The following is a 15,958-nucleotide window of genomic DNA, read 5'->3' as shown; positions in this document are numbered from 1 at the left end:
AAACAACAATTTTATTGTTTTATACCGCAAAATGGAATAAAAAGATATTATTTATCCTCTTTTTAGAGACTTTATGACGGGAATAAACACTAAAGCCGCCGAAATGGCAAGCGTTAGGATAATTGGACCGTCAATTCGTTCGACAGATATCAAAACAATGTAGCAAAGTGCTGCCCAAAGCAGCACAATGCAAACTATTTGGAATTTTGATAACGGTCGTCTCATTTGGCAGCCTTTTTTTTGTCTACGATAGCATCGATAACTGCTACTGCAGTGATGTTAACGATATCGCGCACGGAGCTCTCAAAATCGGTAAAGTGGATAGGCTTGTTCAATCCCATTTGGATAGGACCAATCAGTTCGGAGTCCGTATCCATCGCCTGCAACAGCTTGTAAGCAGAGTTTGCAGAACTCAAGTTCGGGAAAATCAGTGTGTTTACGTCTTTTCCTTTCAAGCGCGTAAACGGATACTTGGCATCGCGCATTTCGCGGTTCATGGCGAAATTCACCTGCATTTCTCCGTCAATGGCAAGGTCAGGATAGTTTTGTTGCATATAATCCACAGCTTCGTGTACACTTACCGGGCTGCCTTCTTTATCCGCACCGAAGTTGGAGTAACTCAACATGGCCATTACCGGTGTATGATTAAAGAAGCGGACGGTATATTCCGATAGCTTGGCAATATCGATTAGCGTTTCGGCATTGGGATGACGGTTAATCAGCGTATCGGCCAGGAAGTATGTACCTTTTTTGGAGTTCAGGATATGCATGGTGCCGAAATGCTTGTATTCCGGACGGATGCCGATGACTTCCTTGGCAACCTTGATGGTATTGCTGTATTTGGTGTAAAGACCTGTGATGAAAGCGTCTGCTTCACCCGTCTCCACCATCATCATACCGAAGTAGTTACGTTCGAACATTTTGTCGTTGGCTTCTTCGTAAGTGGCTCCTTCGCGGGCACGTTTTTCAGATAGAATGCGGGCATAGCGTTCACGGCGCGGCGCTTCATCCGGATGACGCAGATTTACTATCTCGATACCTTCAAGGCTAAGGTCTAGTTCTTTTGCCAGCTTCTCGATGGCTTCGTCGTTGCCCAATATAATAGGATGGCAGATACCTTCAGCCTTGGCTTCCACAGCAGCTTTCAGCATATTGGGGTGGATACCTTCGGCAAATACCACACGTTGCGGGTTGCGGCGGGCGGTGTCGTAGAGTTGGCGGGTCAGTTTGCTTTCGTAACCCATCAGCTCGCGCAGTTGCAGGCGGTAGGCATCCCAGTCTTCGATGTCTTTGCGGGCTACACCGCTTTCCATGGCAGCTTTGGCCACAGCGCAGGACACTTCGGTAATGAGGCGCGGGTCAACCGGTTTCGGGATGAAGTATTCGGGACCAAAAGTGAAGTTGTTTACGTGGTATGCCTCGTTCACCACATCGGGCACGGGCTGCTTGGCAAGGTTGGCAATGGCGTGTACGGCAGCAATTTTCATTGCTTCGTTGATGGCTTTTGCCTGCGTGTCGAGGGCACCGCGGAAGATGTAGGGGAAACCGATTACATTATTAATCTGGTTAGGATAGTCGGAACGACCGGTAGACATCAGTACGTCCGGACGTGCCGCCATGGCGTCTTCGTAAGAGATTTCCGGAGTAGGGTTGGCAAGGGCAAACACGATGGGATGGTCTGCCATGCTGCGAACCATGTCCTGGGTCAACACATTACCTTTTGACAGTCCGAGGAATACATCGGCGCCTTTGATGGCTTCTGCCAGAGTATGTACATCGCGACGGTCGGTGGCAAAGTAACGTTTCTGCTCGGTCAGATTCTCGCGGTCGCTGGTGATGACTCCCTTACTGTCCAGCATTAGGATATTTTCACGGCGTGCGCCGAGCGCTTCATACAGTTTGGTACATGAGGTGGCGGAAGCCCCGGCACCGTTTACGACGATTTTCACTTCCTCTATCTTCTTGCCTGCCACTTCCAGGGCGTTCAGCAATCCTGCGCTGGAGATGATGGCGGTGCCGTGCTGGTCGTCGTGCATCACGGGGATGTCCAATTCCTCTTTCAGGCGGCGTTCTATTTCGAAACATTCGGGTGCTTTGATGTCTTCCAAGTTGATACCTCCGAATGTTGGGGCAATAGCCTTGACAGCTTCGATGAACTTGTCGGGGTCTTTTTCATTTACTTCGATGTCGAATACGTCGATACCGGCATAAATTTTGAACAACAGACCTTTACCCTCCATGACGGGTTTGCCGCTGAGGGCGCCAATATCGCCCAGGCCGAGCACGGCGGTTCCGTTGGAGATGACAGCTACCAGATTGCCTTTTGCTGTATATTTATATGCATCTTGCGGGTTTTTCTCAATTTCGAGGCACGGTTCTGCAACGCCCGGAGAGTAGGCGAGAGAAAGATCGGTTTGTGTACTGTAAGGCTTGGTGGGTACTACTTCAATCTTACCCGGTTTGCCTTGCGAATGGTAGAGCAAGGCTGCTTCTTTGGTTATTTTAGCCATGGTAGAATAGTTAAATTGGTTATAATTTGGCTGCAAATGTAGGTATAAAAGTTCTAAATTGTAGCTCGCTATCAATAAAATCTATTACTTTTATCAGTTAATTAGCTTAAAATGCTTATTTTTGGCATCAGATTTTAGAAATTACCCCCATTTATTAACTTAACACATGAGTTGCATGAGAATTTTGAAACTTCCTCTGGCAGGATTATTATTTTGTGTAATGGCACTATTTGCTGGATGTAAAACGAGTAATGAACCTAAGGCACCGGTTGCTCTGACCTGGGAAATGGGTGCAAGTGACATCGAATCCGGATATTATGAGAATACCTTTATTCTCAAGAATATCTCTCAAAAACCTCTAAAAAAGAACTGGACGATTTACTATTCACAGCTTCCCCGAGGGGTGAAGCAGGAAGGAACCTCTGAAGTGAAGGTAGAGGTAGTGAACGGTAATTTTTTCAAAATGTATCCGACAGACGAATTTGCTTCGCTGGCTCCCGGTGATTCCATGCGGATCACTTTCCTTTGCACTTACAAGCTGGACCGGAACTCCCATGTACCGGAAGGAACTTATTGGGTGGAGACTGTGGATGGTAAAGAGGGCAGTCCGTTGCCCGTGGCTTTGAAGGCGCTGCCGCTTCCTTCTCCCGAGTCAATGAGCGGCTATCCGGATGCGACTAAGATTTATGAATCCAATCTTCGCTTGGCTGGTGCTCCTGCTTTGGTGCAGTCAGACATTCTTCCGTCTGTAAAGAAAGTGGTAGCCATTGAAGGCGATAATGTCGTATTGGGAGGTAAGGTAGCTTTGGCATTTCCGGAGAACTTTGCCGGTGAAGCCAAGTTGCTGAAAGAGAAACTGACTGGTTTGTATGGTTTGGAAGTTGTCGAAAATGCTTCCGTGAAGATTGTGCTGGAAGAACTGCTTGATAGGAAGGAGGCCGTAAATGATGAATATTATACTATCAATATAGGTGACAACCTGATAAAAATCAGTGCTGCCACTCCTCATGGCATCTTTAATGGTACACAGACACTTTTGTCAATGTTGAAGGATAAGCAGACACCTTATTTGCTGGAGGCAGTCTCCATCCGGGATTATTCGGACTTGGCATATCGTGGACAAATGATAGATATTGCTCGTAATTTCACCGCTCCGGAGAACTTGAAGAAACTGGTGGATATTTTTGCATCTTATAAATTGAATGTCCTGCATTTCCATTTTTGTGATGATGAAGCCTGGCGTTTGGAGATTCCCGGTTTGGAGGAACTGACTGCTGTGGGTAGCCGTCGCGGACATACCACTGACGAAAGCCAGTGCCTCTACCCATGTTATGACGGTGGCTATGACCCTGATGCAAAGACTGTAGGCAATGGATATTATAGCCGCGAGGAATTTATTGATTTGCTGAAGTATGCTGCCGAAAGACATGTCCGCATTGTTCCGGAAATAGAATCTCCGGGGCATGCCCGCGCTGCCATTGTCTCCATGAAGGCACGTTATAACAAATATTTTGAAACTGATCCGGGGAAAGCTACAGAATATATGTTGAGTGAACCGGAAGATACTTCACGTTATGTTTCTGTACAATATTATACGGACAATGTGATGAATGTCGCCTTGCCTTCTACCTACCGTTTTATGGAGAAGGTGATTCAGGAACTTAATGCGATGTATCAGGAAGCTGGTCTTTCACTGTACACAGTGCATTTGGGTGGTGACGAAGTGCCTCGCGGTGTGTGGATGGGCTCCCCGAAATGCCAGGAACTGATGAAGGAAAAAGGCATGACGAAAGCTCATGATTTGTCGGAGTATTTCATTACGCAAATGGCAGATGTGATGCAGAAGAACGGACTGAAATTCAGTGGTTGGCAGGAAGTTGCTTTGGGGCATACCGAAGAGGCTCATCAACAGTTGAGGGGCCAGGCTGCCGGTGTGTATTGCTGGAATACTGTACCGGGCTCTGATGAAGTGGTTTATCAGACAGCCAATAACGGTTACCCGGTCATCCTTTGCAACGTGGGCAATTTCTATATGGATATGGCTTACAATGGTCATCCGGACGAGCGTGGACTCGATTGGGGAGGTTATGTGGATGAGTCTGTCTCTTTCTCTATGCTTCCTTTCAGCATTTATCGTTCGCTGCGTGTGGATATGGCAGGCAATCCCATTGATTTGAATAATGCGGAAAAGGGGAAGACTGCTTTGACAGAGATAGGCAAGAAGCATATTATGGGTGTACAAGGGCAATTGTTCGCCGAAACTATCCGTAGTTTTGATGGCGTGGAATATCTTCTTTTCCCCAAAATATTAGGGCTGGCAGAACGTGGCTGGAATGCCCATCCGGCATGGGAAAATTTATCCGGTATACGGGAGGAGCAGGCTTTCAATCAGGCTTTGGCACTTTATTATGAGAAAATCAGCAAGAGTGAAATGCCTTATTGGGCAAAGAATGGGATTAACTTCCGCTTGCCTCAGCCGGGATTATTGGTAAAAGATGGAAATCTGTATGCTAATGTGGCTATTGATGGTGCTGAAGTACGTTACACAACTGATGGTTCGGAACCTACTGCCCAGTCAACCTTATGGAAAGAACCGGTGAAGTGTGGTTCCCTGGTAGTGAAAGCAAAGACCTTCTACCAAGGCAAGGAAAGTTTGACGATTATATTGAATGTTGAGTAATAGAGAATATTGAAATGAAAAGGGAGTGCATTGTCCGAAAATGCACTCCCTTTTGTTTATTCCTTTAGGCGTTCAGCGCTTGTTCTATATCCGCAATAATATCCTCTGCATTCTCTATACCTACCGAGAAGCGAATCAGGTCGGGGCGTACACCTGCCTCCATCAGTTGCTCGTCTGTCAACTGGCGGTGTGTATGGCTGGCTGGGTGCAGCACACAAGTACGTGCATCGGCCACATGAGTCACGATGGCCGCCAGTTTCAGTGAATCCATAAACTTGATAGACTCTTCCCGTCCGCCCTTCAAGCCAAAGGTGACAACGCCGCAAGAGCCGTTCGGCATGTACTTCTGTGCCTGCTCGTAGTATTTGTCGCCCGGCAGACCACAATAATTCACCCAAGCCACTTTATCGTTCTGGGCAAGATACTCGGCTACCGCTTGTGCATTCTTGCAATGTTGGGGCATACGCAGGTGCAGTGTTTCCAGACCCAGGTTCAGTAGGAATGCGTTTTGTGGAGACTGGATGCTGCCCAGGTCGCGCATCAGTTGGGCTGTAGCCTTGGTGATGTAAGCCATTTTGCCGAAGGCTTTCGTATAAGTCAGTCCGTGGTAAGACTCGTCCGGTGTGCACAGTCCGGGGAATTTGTCGGCGTGTGCATCCCAATCGAAGTTACCGCTGTCTACAATGGCTCCACCTACACTGGTGGCATGTCCGTCCATGTATTTGGTAGTAGAGTGTACTACGATGTCGGCACCCCACTCAAACGGGCGGCAGTTGATGGGAGTAGGGAAGGTGTTGTCCACAATCAAGGGCACGCCGTGGCTGTGGGCAATGCGTGCAAACTTCTCTATATCGAGCACTTCGAGCGTAGGGTTGGAGATGGTTTCGCCGAATAGGGCCTTGGTATTGGGGCGGAAAGCAGCGGAAATTTCTTTCTCGCTGGCATCTGGGTTGACGAAAGTGACGTCGATGCCCAATTTCTTCAAAGTCACTCCGAAGAGGTTGAATGTTCCGCCATAGATGGTAGAGGAGCAAACAAAATGGTCTCCTGCCTGGCAGATATTGAAAATGGCATAGAAGTTGGCTGCTTGTCCGCTGGATGTCAGCATAGCGGCCACACCACCTTCGAGGGCGGCAATCTTGGCGGCTACTGCATCGTTTGTAGGATTCTGCAGGCGGGTATAGAAATAGCCGCTGTCTTCAAGGTCGAACAAGCGTGCCATCTGTTCGCTGGTATCATATTTGAAAGTTGTACTTTGATAGATGGGGAGTACACGGGGCTCGCCCTTTTTAGGAGTCCATCCGGCTTGTACGCACAGCGTCTCCGGCTTGAATTGCTTTGCCATAATGTTATCTGTTTTAAAAGTTTCTTATCTATTATCGCGTAAGTTGTCGCAAAAGTAGGGAAAAAATTATAATTTTGTGCTTAAGTATGGTAAAATGCTATAAATTAGCGGCTGGAAATTTGTAGCGAACCGAATAAATGATGAATAATTGGAATATGAAACGCATATTTTGTTTACTGACCATCCTCTTTTGTACTTTGTTTGCTTTTAATGCTTCGGCTCAGGAAGAGCGGGATAGTCCGAGACGTGGAGAAGGAATCTCTGTTTTCCTGGAACGTAACAAGCGCCCGGGGAGAGCCTATTATAAGGAGTTTTTGGAGCTGAACAAGAAACTTCTTAAAGGGAAGGAGGAATTGCGGCTGGGAGTGAAGTATGTACTGCCCCCATTATCAAAGCCGGTTGGCAATGGGAAGAAGACAATCAATGAACCTTTGTTCGGGAAAGCGCTTGCCAGTGTAAAAGTGACATCTAACCGTTTGCAGGGCGCTTGTTTTTATGTAGTGAGCGGACATGGAGGCCCCGACCCCGGAGCTATCGGCAGAATCGGCAAAGTAGAACTGCATGAAGATGAGTATGCGTATGATGTGGCTTTGCGCCTTGCCCGTAACTTGATGCAAGAGGGGGCGGAAGTCCGTATCATTATCCAGGATGCTAAAGACGGAATCCGTGATGACAAGTACCTTTCCAACAGCAAACGTGAGACGTGCATGGGAGCTCCCATACCCTTGAACCAAGTGGCACGTCTCCGGCAACGTTGCGCCAAAATCAATGAGTTTTACAAGAAGGATCGCAAGAACTATAAATATTGCCGTGCCATTTTCCTTCATGTGGACAGTCGCAGTAAGAGCCATCAGACCGATGTGTTCTTTTACCACTCTAAAAGCAAGCCCGACAGCAAGCGTCTGGCTAAGACCATGAAGAAAACTTTCGAATCGAAATATGACAAGCACCAGCCCAACCGTGGGTTTACCGGAACTGTCAGCGCACGCAATCTTTATGTGTTAGCCAATACTTCTCCCGCTTCCGTATTCGTGGAATTGGGAAATATCCAGAACACTTTTGACCAGCGCCGTTTTGTAATCAGTTCGAACCGCCAGGCCTTGGCCAAGTGGATGATGGAGGGTTTCATCACGGATTATAAAAAGGCGAAATAAGGACAATCAACTCTCACTCTCCTTTTTCTTTTCGTGTACCACCACGACTGTAACGGCCGTTATTATCAGCGCCATGCCGATGGCGCTGGCCGGTGTGAAGCTTTCATTGAATATCAGGCAACCGATAACTACGGCTGTCAGAGGTTCCAAGGCCCCGAAAATGGAAGTCAGTGTAGGCTCTATGTATTTAATGGCTTTTACCAGGGTGATGTTGGATATAGCTGTTGCCGGCAGCGCCAGTCCGAGAATATTCAGCCATGTGTGGGTATCATTGGCCAGCCGGATGCCTCCGGTCAGATATCCTCCTATAATAAAGAACAAGGCTCCCAGCCCCATTACGTAGCATGTCAATGCAGTGGAGGGAATCTGCACGGCACGGCTCTTCCTTACTCCTACGATATATCCTCCATAAAAGAATACGGACAGGCCGGCAGCAATCAGCCCGATGGTCGTGTTTCCTCCTTCAAAGTCTATTTTGCCGGATGACAAAAGTCCAGCTCCGCTTAGTGACACCAACACGGCAAACAGAATGGCGAATGACCTCTTTTCTCCGAAAAAGCCCATCATGGCCAGTGCCACGGCCAGCGGATACATGAAATGAATGGTGGATGCCACTCCGCTGGCTATGTTCTGATAGGCGATGACCAGACTGAAGGAGGTAGCTGCCCGGAGCAGGCTGAGGATGAACACCGTTCCCCAGTCTTTCCTGCTGATGCGGAATGTCTCGCCCAGCATAATGCCGAAAACGACCAAGGTAAGTGAAGCTATTCCCCATCGGTAGGCCAATACTTCGAAAGAGGAGAAGCCCGCAAGGAGTAATGAAATGGTGAAGAAAGGAGCCAGCCCGAAGGTGGCAGAGGAGAGAGCCGCATATATAAACCCTTTTATGGAAACATTTTGCATTTTTTATCTTGATTTTAATGGAGATTTTAAAATTATCTGTTTGCGTCAATTGCTTGATTCGCATTGCGTCGTGCAAAATTAATGAATAAAAACAAGCATACAGACAAGGGAGTGTCCTTTTTTTACAATACAGTATAGATATGGGTATCTAATATAGTATCGACCGGCTTGCCTGATATTTATTCGTTCCATCATGAGGTAAAAATCATTCCACCGCGGAGTAAAAATCGTTCCACCATGGTGGAACGATTTTTACTCCATGGAGGAACGAATACTTGTTCGCTGTCCGGCTCCTAAACTCTTCCGGGGAGAAAGTCTGATAGCTCCGGCAGAACAGTTTGCCTACTCTACCGGAATATAAATCTCTGTCAACAGTTCCTCCGGCGCCGTATCTGCGGGGTTGTTCAGGTAACGTTCCGCACTGGATTCATCCCGTAAGCTACATTCCATTTCGGGGATATACTTCCCGTAGATGGTATCGTATACGGCCTGCAGATGTTCGTATGGACCTTTGTATAGGAATATGGCATAGCGGCCTGCCGCGAGCTGTTTAAATCCTATGTCTCCTTTGGCCGTTGCAAATGAGGGTAGGACCATACATACATCGGTACGCAGCTTTTCAGCGGGTGTCACTTTGGGGTCATCGTGATAGATACAGTAGGGCATCACTTCTCCCATAGGCAGTTTTTCTTCCTGGATGAACTGGCAAAGGCGCATCCATGCGCTGCAATAGTCGTTCAGTTTATAGTCGCCAAAGAGGCGGATGTAAATCACATTTCGGGCAGGAACTTCTTTGATTTCGTGTTTCAGTTCCAGTTCCGGACGAATAATGGCTGGTTTCATAATTACAAAGTTTTTATTGTTACGGTATTCTAATGGTGAAATGCCGTAGAACTGCTTGAATACTTTCGACAGTGACGAAGGCGAAGAGTAGCCTATACGGTAGGCTATGTCCGCTATCGGCATGTCCGAGTAACGAAGCAACCGGGCAGCGGCTTCGGTACGCGTCCGGACAATGAACGTACCGACGGGTTCACCCAGGAAAGCTTTCATGATGCGGTGGAAGTAGAAGGGAGAGAAATGGGAAATCCTGGCCAAAGATTTCAGGTCAATTTCTTCTCCGAGGTGCAGATTTATATAATCCACTACTGCGTTCACACACTTTTGGTATTCCTCCTGGGTTGTTTTTTTCTGCTGCATGGCTCTATTGGGCTTTTTCATGTTGCAAAAATAGGAGGAAAAGAAATAGGTTACTTGTCCGATGTTGCTATAAATGCAATATCTTTAAATAAGATAAGCTATATCCCGGCACAACTTTTTCGTGCAAGCATGAAAGTTTTGCATTCGATTTGCAATATCTTTGCATTTCAGATGAAAAAACAAATGCTTGCAGATGACCGAGGAGATTAAAAGACAACTTTGGGAGTGGGCGGCGGCCTATCATTGCGCCGGCTTCATTCAGAACGACCCCGTACAGTTTCCACATCGCTATGAACGGAAGCAGGATATTGAAATCAGTGGGCTGCTGACTGCCATCATGAGTTTCGGCAACCGTAAGCAGATATTGAAAAAGGCTGATGAGTTGCATAGGTTGATGGGGGTATCACCTCATCAATACGTGTTGTCCTGCCGATGGAAGAATGACTTCCCTGCTACGGACAGAAGCAGTTTTTACCGAATGCTTTCTTATGCTGACTTTCATTCCTATTTCAGGCGTTTGCATGCTGCCTATTCTGCTTTTGACAGTCTGGAGGATGCCTTATGTACGTATGCCGGTAATCCGATGGAAAGGTTATGTGCATTTTTGGAAGTCTCGGCAAAGAGCCCCCAAAAGAAACTGAACATGTTTTTGCGCTGGATGATAAGGAAAGGTCCGGAAGTGGATTTTGGTATTTGGGAGAGATTTGATTGCAGGGACCTGATTGTGCCTTTGGACACGCATGTCTGCCGTGTGGCCTATGCTTTGGGACTCACCGAGACAGAAACATTTTCTTTGAAGAATGCCCGCCGGATTACTGAAGCTCTGGCAGAGGCCTTTCCGGATGACCCGTGCCTGGGGGACTTTGCTTTGTTTGGAAGCGGAGTCAGCGGAGTATTGTAGCGTGTTACCAGTCAATTTCTTGTATCCCTCTGCTCCGTAAGAAATCGTTGGCTTTACTGAAGTGCCTGCAACCGAAGAATCCGTATTCGGCAGAACGTGGGGACGGATGGACGGTAGTCAGAATCAAGTGTCTGCTGCTATTGATTAAAGCGGCTTTTTCTTTCGCGTACGCTCCCCAAAGCATGAATACAAGATTCTCCCGTTCATCACTCAGTTTCTTGATAACAGCGTCTGTGAAGGTTTCCCATCCCATGTTCCGGTGCGAGCCGGTTTCGTGGGCACGTACTGTGAGGACGGAATTCATAGGAAACACGCCTTGCGCTACCCAACGGTCCAGATTTCCGGAAGTCGGAATGGGCTTTCCCAGGTCCTGATGTATTTCCTTGAATATGTTTGCCAGAGAACCGGGAATGGCTACTCCTTTCGGTACGGAAAAGCAGACTCCATAATACTGACCGGGATTAGGATAAGGGTCTTGTCCGAGTATGACGACTTTCACTTTTTCGAACGGGCAAGAGTTGAAGACATGGAAAATCTGATGGCCGGGAGGTAGCACGTTGGCATGCCCGTACTCACTTTTTACAAATGCTACCAGCTTCTCAAAATAAGGTTTGTCAAACTCCTCTTGCAGGCGTTTTCTCCAGCTTTCTTCTATTTTTACGTTCATAAGAGTCTTGCAGTTACATATGAATGGGAAATGATGTTGCAAACATACAAATAATCCGGATGAGACGGATGCTTTTATGAGTATAAAGAATGTTTTTATTATTGTATGAAACGATAGTTATTTTGAGTAAGTTTATTACTTTTGTGGTGCAATGCCGGACACTAAGCATAGAGTCGCCATTGCTGAGGTTGAACTGATTGGTAAAATAAAGGAATGGAAAATTTTCATCGTATGGATGCTTGTCCGGTACGGGATGTACTGAGCAGGTTGGGAGACAAATGGACAATGCTTGTGCTGGTCACACTGAAAGCGAATGGAACGATGCGCTTTTGCAATATACAGAAAACCATAGGGGATATTTCCCAGCGGATGTTGACGGTTACATTGCGCTCATTGGAGACGGACGGGCTGATTGTCAGGAAAGTCTATGCGGAAGTTCCTCCCCGTGTGGAGTATAACCTTACAGAAACCGGATGTAGCCTGATGCCGCATATTGAATCTTTGGTAGGATGGGCATTGGAGCATATGAATGATATTTTGAATCGGCGCAGTCTGCAGAACTGATGGGTCGATATGCAAAGAGGGTGTGTCGAAACTGGTATTCACCACAGATTACACAGATTTGCACAGATAAGCATCTTTGATTATCAGTAGATTAAGCTCATTCTGTGTTAATCCGTGTAATCTGTGGTGAATTTTGACACACCCCTTCAGAAGTTTCCAAGTGCTTGTTTTATTTCTTAGCATCGGCAAAATTGTGAACCTTGTTTTTCAGATTGTCAGCTTTCTCTGCGGCCTCATGGGCCTCATGGGCCATCTTGTCTGCTACTTTGGTGCCAACGTGCAATGCTTCTTCTTCAGCAGTGTTAATGAACTCCTTGGCTTCGCCACTTGCTTTGTGGATGGCACGGCATATGGCATCTTCCAGCTTTTTAGCTTTCTCCGTACGGGAGAAGTGGTAGGCCAATGCACCGGCAACCGAACCTATTCCCAGTCCGATCCAGAAATTAGAATCTTTACATTTCATAATCAAGTCAGTTTTTAATAGTTAAAGTTAGAATCAATTCTGATGAGACAACATACTTGCCAAAGATTGGTTCATCCGGCGGGAAAGGAATTAATAACAATTTACTTTTGTTGGTGGAGATATTTATTCTGCTTAAATTTGCGATGCACTTAAAATTTATACAAGTATGATTAGATTAAATGTTTTTATTCAGGTAAGTGCGGAGAACCGTGCCGCAGTATTGGAATCTGCCAAAGAACTGGTCGCATATTCCTTGAAGGACAATGGATGCATTGCCTATGATGTGTTTGAGAGCGCCACTCGCAGCGATGTTCTTATGATTTGTGAAACATGGAAAGATGCAGAGTCATTGTCTGCCCATGAAAAAGCAGACCATTTTGTGGCCCTGGTGCCCAAAATCCAGGGGCTGGCTGCCATGAAGTTGGAAAAATTCGAGTTCTGAATCAGTAATTTGAGGTAGTAAGGGGTTGTGTGATCATGCGTAAATAAGTATATTTGTGCATTCTTAATATACATATTTATGCTGATTACCCTTATTATCCTTGTTCTCTCCGCTGCCTTTTTTGTAGCAGGCAAAGTCCGTTCGGACATTGTGGCGCTTTGTGCGCTGATTGGTTTATTGATATTTCAGATTCTTACTCCTGAAGAGGCCCTTTCCGGCTTCTCCAACTCGGTGGTGATTATGATGGTGGGTTTGTTCGTTGTGGGCGGCGCCATTTTTCAGACCGGGCTGGCTAAAATGATAAGTTCGCGCATTTTAAAGCTGGCGGGCAAGAGCGAACTGAAACTCTTCTTGCTGGTGATGCTGGTTACCTCTGCCATTGGTGCTTTTGTGAGCAATACGGGAACGGTGGCTTTGATGCTGCCTATCGTGGTGAGCTTGGCGCTGAGTGCCGGAATGAATCCCAGCCGTTTATTGATGCCTTTGGCTTTTGCCAGCAGTATGGGCGGTATGATGACACTTATCGGTACGCCTCCTAACTTGGTCATTCAGAATACATTGACGGGAGCGGGCTTTGAACCGCTGTCTTTCTTCTCCTTCTTGCCGGTGGGCATTGTGTGCGTGATAGTGGGAACTTTGGTTTTAATGCCTCTGACCAAATGGTTTCTCTCCAAGAAAGGCAAAAAGAATGACGGAACATTGTCAGGTAAATCATTGGACCAACTGGTACAGGAGTACGGACTTTCCAGCAACCTGTTCCGTTTGAGGGCTGTCAATGACTCCCGTCTGATAGGAAAAACCATCATAGACCTGGATGTACGCCGCAAGTATGGTCTGAATATCATTGAAGTACGGCGTGTAGACTCTTCCCAACATAGATTCCTGAAAACTATTACCCAGAAATTGGCATCACCCGATACGACTATTTGGGTGGGCGACGTGCTTTATATTACGGGAGAGGTATCGAACGTAAATCGTTTTGCTGAAGACTTTTTAATGGAAATGCTCGACGGGCATACCACTGAAGAAGCCTCTAAAGCCGACAAGTCCCTTGACTTTTATGACATCGGAATTGCCGAAATTGTGTTGATGCCTTCTTCCAATATCGTGAACCGGACGGTGAAGGAAGCTGGGTTCCGTGATAAATTTAATGTAAATGTATTGGGCATCCGTCGTAAAAAGGAATATATATTACGTGAATTGGGACGTGAGCGTATGCATAGTGGTGATGTTTTGCTGGTGCAGGGTGCGTGGCAGGACATCGCACGGATAAGCAGGGAAGATTCCGATTGGGTGGTATTGGGACAGCCTTTGGCAGAAGCCGCCAAAGTGACGCTGGATTATAAAGCGCCCATAGCTGCCGCTATCATGGTGCTGATGGTTGCCATGATGGTCTTCGACTTTATTCCGGTGGCCCCGGTGACAGCGGTGATGATTGCCGGTTTGCTGATGGTGCTGACGGGATGTTTCAGGAATGTGGAAGCCGCCTATAAAACGATAAACTGGGAAACAATTGTACTCTTTGCAGCCATGCTCCCCATGTCTCTTGCACTCGAAAAGACCGGTGCCTCGGAATATATATCCAACAGTCTTGTAAGTGGGTTGGGCAGTTATGGTCCTATTGTGTTGATGGCAGGTATCTATTTCACCACTTCATTGATGACCATGTTCATCAGCAATACGGTGACGGCAGTGCTGATGGCCCCTATTGCTCTTCAAAGTGCGATTCAGATTGGAGTAAGTCCCGTTCCGTTCTTGTTTGCCGTGACGGTTGCGGCAAGTATGTGTTTCGCTTCTCCATTCTCTACACCGCCCAATGCACTGGTGATGCCGGCAGGACAATATACATTCATGGATTATATAAAAGTGGGGCTCCCGTTGCAGATTATTATGGGAGTGGTGATGGTATTTGTGCTGCCGTTGTTGTTTCCTTTTTAGCAAAGTATATGACCACTTCATTATGCTGTAATATTAGGCGCGGATTACGTGGAGTAACGCGGACTATGCAAATTGGATTCTTGAAATCTGCGTAATCCGCGCCTAAAAAATAGTAAGGTAGTTTTGACACGTTCCTCCTTTTTACTGTTACAGCTTTATACTCTTTTTCTTTCCTGCATAGCTTATTGTCTTTCTGCCTTTCATCGGACGGTCTCCCGTACCGGAGTCCTGACCGACCAGGACAACCTTGAACTTGCGGCTTTTCAGCATGTTCGGAAAACTGCTTTCCCGCTCTTCTATCGTCAGAGGACGGGCCTTGTCCTCTGACGATACACTGTGGTTCAAGGTCTGTCTGTCCTGCTGCTTTTCGTTACTCCAGAAGTCCCACCAGTCTGCGCCTTGAGGGAGGTAAACCGGCGCAAAATCCATTACTAAAGGACGCTTGAATGTACCGTCATTGTGGAACACATCCCAGAAAGTGCTGTAAACGTAGGGCAGAAGGCGATAGCGCGGATTAATTATCTTCTCGTGGGCATCGAAACACCACTCGCCACGCTTGCCGAAGTTCCAGATTTCACGGGGCAACTCCGTACCGTGCGAACGCATTATCGGGCAGAAAGTGCCGAACTGCATCCAGCGTCCGGTAAAGAAGCCACTTATGTCACTGTTCCAGTTCGGGATGCCCATCAAGGTATAGTTCAGTGCGGCAGGAATCTGTTTCTCCAGCATGTCCCAAGTGGAGGTCACGTCACCACTCCAGGTGTTGCAGCCGTAACGTTGTTGTCCGATAAATCCGGAACGGGTCAGGATGACAACGCGTTTGTCTTTGCTCAAAGCCTTTTGATGCGAGGCTATTCCGCTGTTGTTCATCAGTGAGTAGACATTTTTTACACTCCGGTAAGACCCCAAGTGAGTGGGAAGGTCATAGTCTGATTCTTGTCGGTTGATATGGTCAGTCTCTGTAGAATCGAGCCACCAGTCGTCGTTGCCGATGTAACTGAAAATGCCTTTATTCAGATATTTCCAATAAATGTCCCTTGCTTCGGGATTGTAGACGTCGTAGGGGCGTGTGCCACTTTTGGGTGGCCAAGTGTTGAAGTTGATAATCATCCCTTTGGCATCCAACTCCTTGCGTTGCTCTGTGTGGGTGCCAAAGCCGGGTCATGCCACAATCATCAGCTTGGCATTCAG

13 protein-coding genes are annotated in these 15,958 nt (G+C 47.0%); 6 read left to right on the top strand and 7 right to left on the bottom strand.

Annotation, left to right across the window (positions count from 1 at the left end):
- Positions 1-221: 221 nt before the first annotated feature.
- A complete protein-coding gene (locus tag JXR92_RS16700) occupies positions 222-2,510 on the bottom strand; it encodes an NADP-dependent malic enzyme (protein WP_005826960.1) in 2,289 nt (762 codons plus the stop codon).
- Between the two features lie 175 nt (positions 2,511-2,685).
- Between JXR92_RS16700 and JXR92_RS16695 the strand changes: the two genes are divergently transcribed.
- Positions 2,686-5,190: a family 20 glycosylhydrolase gene (locus JXR92_RS16695; RefSeq protein ID WP_117600487.1), complete on the top strand. Its 2,505-nt coding sequence runs from the start codon at positions 2,686-2,688 to the stop codon at positions 5,188-5,190.
- A gap of 64 nt (positions 5,191-5,254) precedes the next feature.
- Here the strand turns inward: JXR92_RS16695 and JXR92_RS16690 are convergent, their stop codons facing one another.
- Positions 5,255-6,535 carry an O-acetylhomoserine aminocarboxypropyltransferase/cysteine synthase family protein gene (locus JXR92_RS16690; RefSeq protein ID WP_009038038.1) on the bottom strand — a complete coding sequence of 427 codons (1,281 nt, stop codon included), beginning with the start codon at positions 6,533-6,535 and terminating at the stop codon, positions 5,255-5,257.
- Positions 6,536-6,672: 137 nt separating this feature from the next.
- Here JXR92_RS16690 and JXR92_RS16685 point away from each other — a divergent pair, with 137 nt between their 5' ends.
- Positions 6,673-7,689 (top strand): N-acetylmuramoyl-L-alanine amidase family protein, encoded by a 1,017-nt coding sequence (locus JXR92_RS16685; protein WP_117600486.1) that lies wholly within the window; start codon positions 6,673-6,675, stop codon positions 7,687-7,689.
- 6 nt (positions 7,690-7,695) lie between these two features.
- Here JXR92_RS16685 and JXR92_RS16680 read toward each other — a convergent pair whose 3' ends face one another.
- Together JXR92_RS16680 and JXR92_RS16675 are read right to left on the bottom strand one after the other, a co-directional pair.
- A complete protein-coding gene (locus tag JXR92_RS16680; RefSeq protein ID WP_138345832.1) occupies positions 7,696-8,592 on the bottom strand; it encodes a DMT family transporter in 897 nt (298 codons plus the stop codon).
- Positions 8,593-8,934: 342 nt separating this feature from the next.
- On the bottom strand, positions 8,935-9,792 hold the full coding sequence (locus tag JXR92_RS16675) for an AraC family transcriptional regulator (protein ID WP_034529538.1): 858 nt from the start codon (positions 9,790-9,792) through the stop codon (positions 8,935-8,937).
- A 193-nt stretch (positions 9,793-9,985) separates the two neighbouring features.
- Here JXR92_RS16675 and JXR92_RS16670 point away from each other — a divergent pair, with 193 nt between their 5' ends.
- Positions 9,986-10,693, top strand: a complete 708-nt coding sequence (locus JXR92_RS16670) for a TIGR02757 family protein (RefSeq protein WP_022401173.1) — start codon at positions 9,986-9,988, stop codon at positions 10,691-10,693.
- Positions 10,694-10,697: 4 nt separating this feature from the next.
- Here JXR92_RS16670 and ung read toward each other — a convergent pair whose 3' ends face one another.
- On the bottom strand, positions 10,698-11,360 hold the full coding sequence (gene ung, locus JXR92_RS16665) for a uracil-DNA glycosylase (RefSeq protein ID WP_044467915.1): 663 nt from the start codon (positions 11,358-11,360) through the stop codon (positions 10,698-10,700).
- Positions 11,361-11,573: 213 nt separating this feature from the next.
- Here ung and JXR92_RS16660 point away from each other — a divergent pair, with 213 nt between their 5' ends.
- The gene (locus JXR92_RS16660) at positions 11,574-11,924 is read left to right on the top strand and encodes a winged helix-turn-helix transcriptional regulator (protein ID WP_117600485.1); all 351 of its coding nucleotides are present in this window, start codon (positions 11,574-11,576) and stop codon (positions 11,922-11,924) included.
- Positions 11,925-12,093: 169 nt separating this feature from the next.
- On the opposite strand, the gene JXR92_RS16655 is transcribed toward JXR92_RS16660, so the two are convergent.
- Complete coding sequence (locus JXR92_RS16655) at positions 12,094-12,387, bottom strand: YtxH domain-containing protein (protein WP_035449063.1); 294 nt, start codon at positions 12,385-12,387, stop codon at positions 12,094-12,096.
- A 166-nt stretch (positions 12,388-12,553) separates the two neighbouring features.
- Here JXR92_RS16655 and JXR92_RS16650 point away from each other — a divergent pair, with 166 nt between their 5' ends.
- Both JXR92_RS16650 and JXR92_RS16645 read left to right on the top strand, forming a co-directional pair.
- The gene (locus tag JXR92_RS16650) at positions 12,554-12,829 is read left to right on the top strand and encodes a putative quinol monooxygenase (protein ID WP_005826936.1); all 276 of its coding nucleotides are present in this window, start codon (positions 12,554-12,556) and stop codon (positions 12,827-12,829) included.
- Between the two features lie 78 nt (positions 12,830-12,907).
- Entirely contained in the window at positions 12,908-14,767 is a 1,860-nt protein-coding gene (locus tag JXR92_RS16645) for an SLC13 family permease (RefSeq protein WP_005832990.1), read from the top strand.
- A 147-nt stretch (positions 14,768-14,914) separates the two neighbouring features.
- Here the strand turns inward: JXR92_RS16645 and JXR92_RS16640 are convergent, their stop codons facing one another.
- The gene (locus tag JXR92_RS16640; RefSeq protein WP_250648412.1) at positions 14,915-15,877 is read right to left on the bottom strand and encodes a glycoside hydrolase family 31 protein; all 963 of its coding nucleotides are present in this window, start codon (positions 15,875-15,877) and stop codon (positions 14,915-14,917) included.
- Between the last annotated feature and the right edge of the window lie 81 nt (positions 15,878-15,958).

Source organism: Bacteroides parvus (genome assembly GCF_017309675.2).
Taxonomy (GTDB): Bacteria; Bacteroidota; Bacteroidia; order Bacteroidales; family Bacteroidaceae; genus Bacteroides; species Bacteroides uniformis.
Note: the sequence above shows the minus strand (reverse complement) of the source record. Positions and strands in the feature narration are given on the sequence as shown.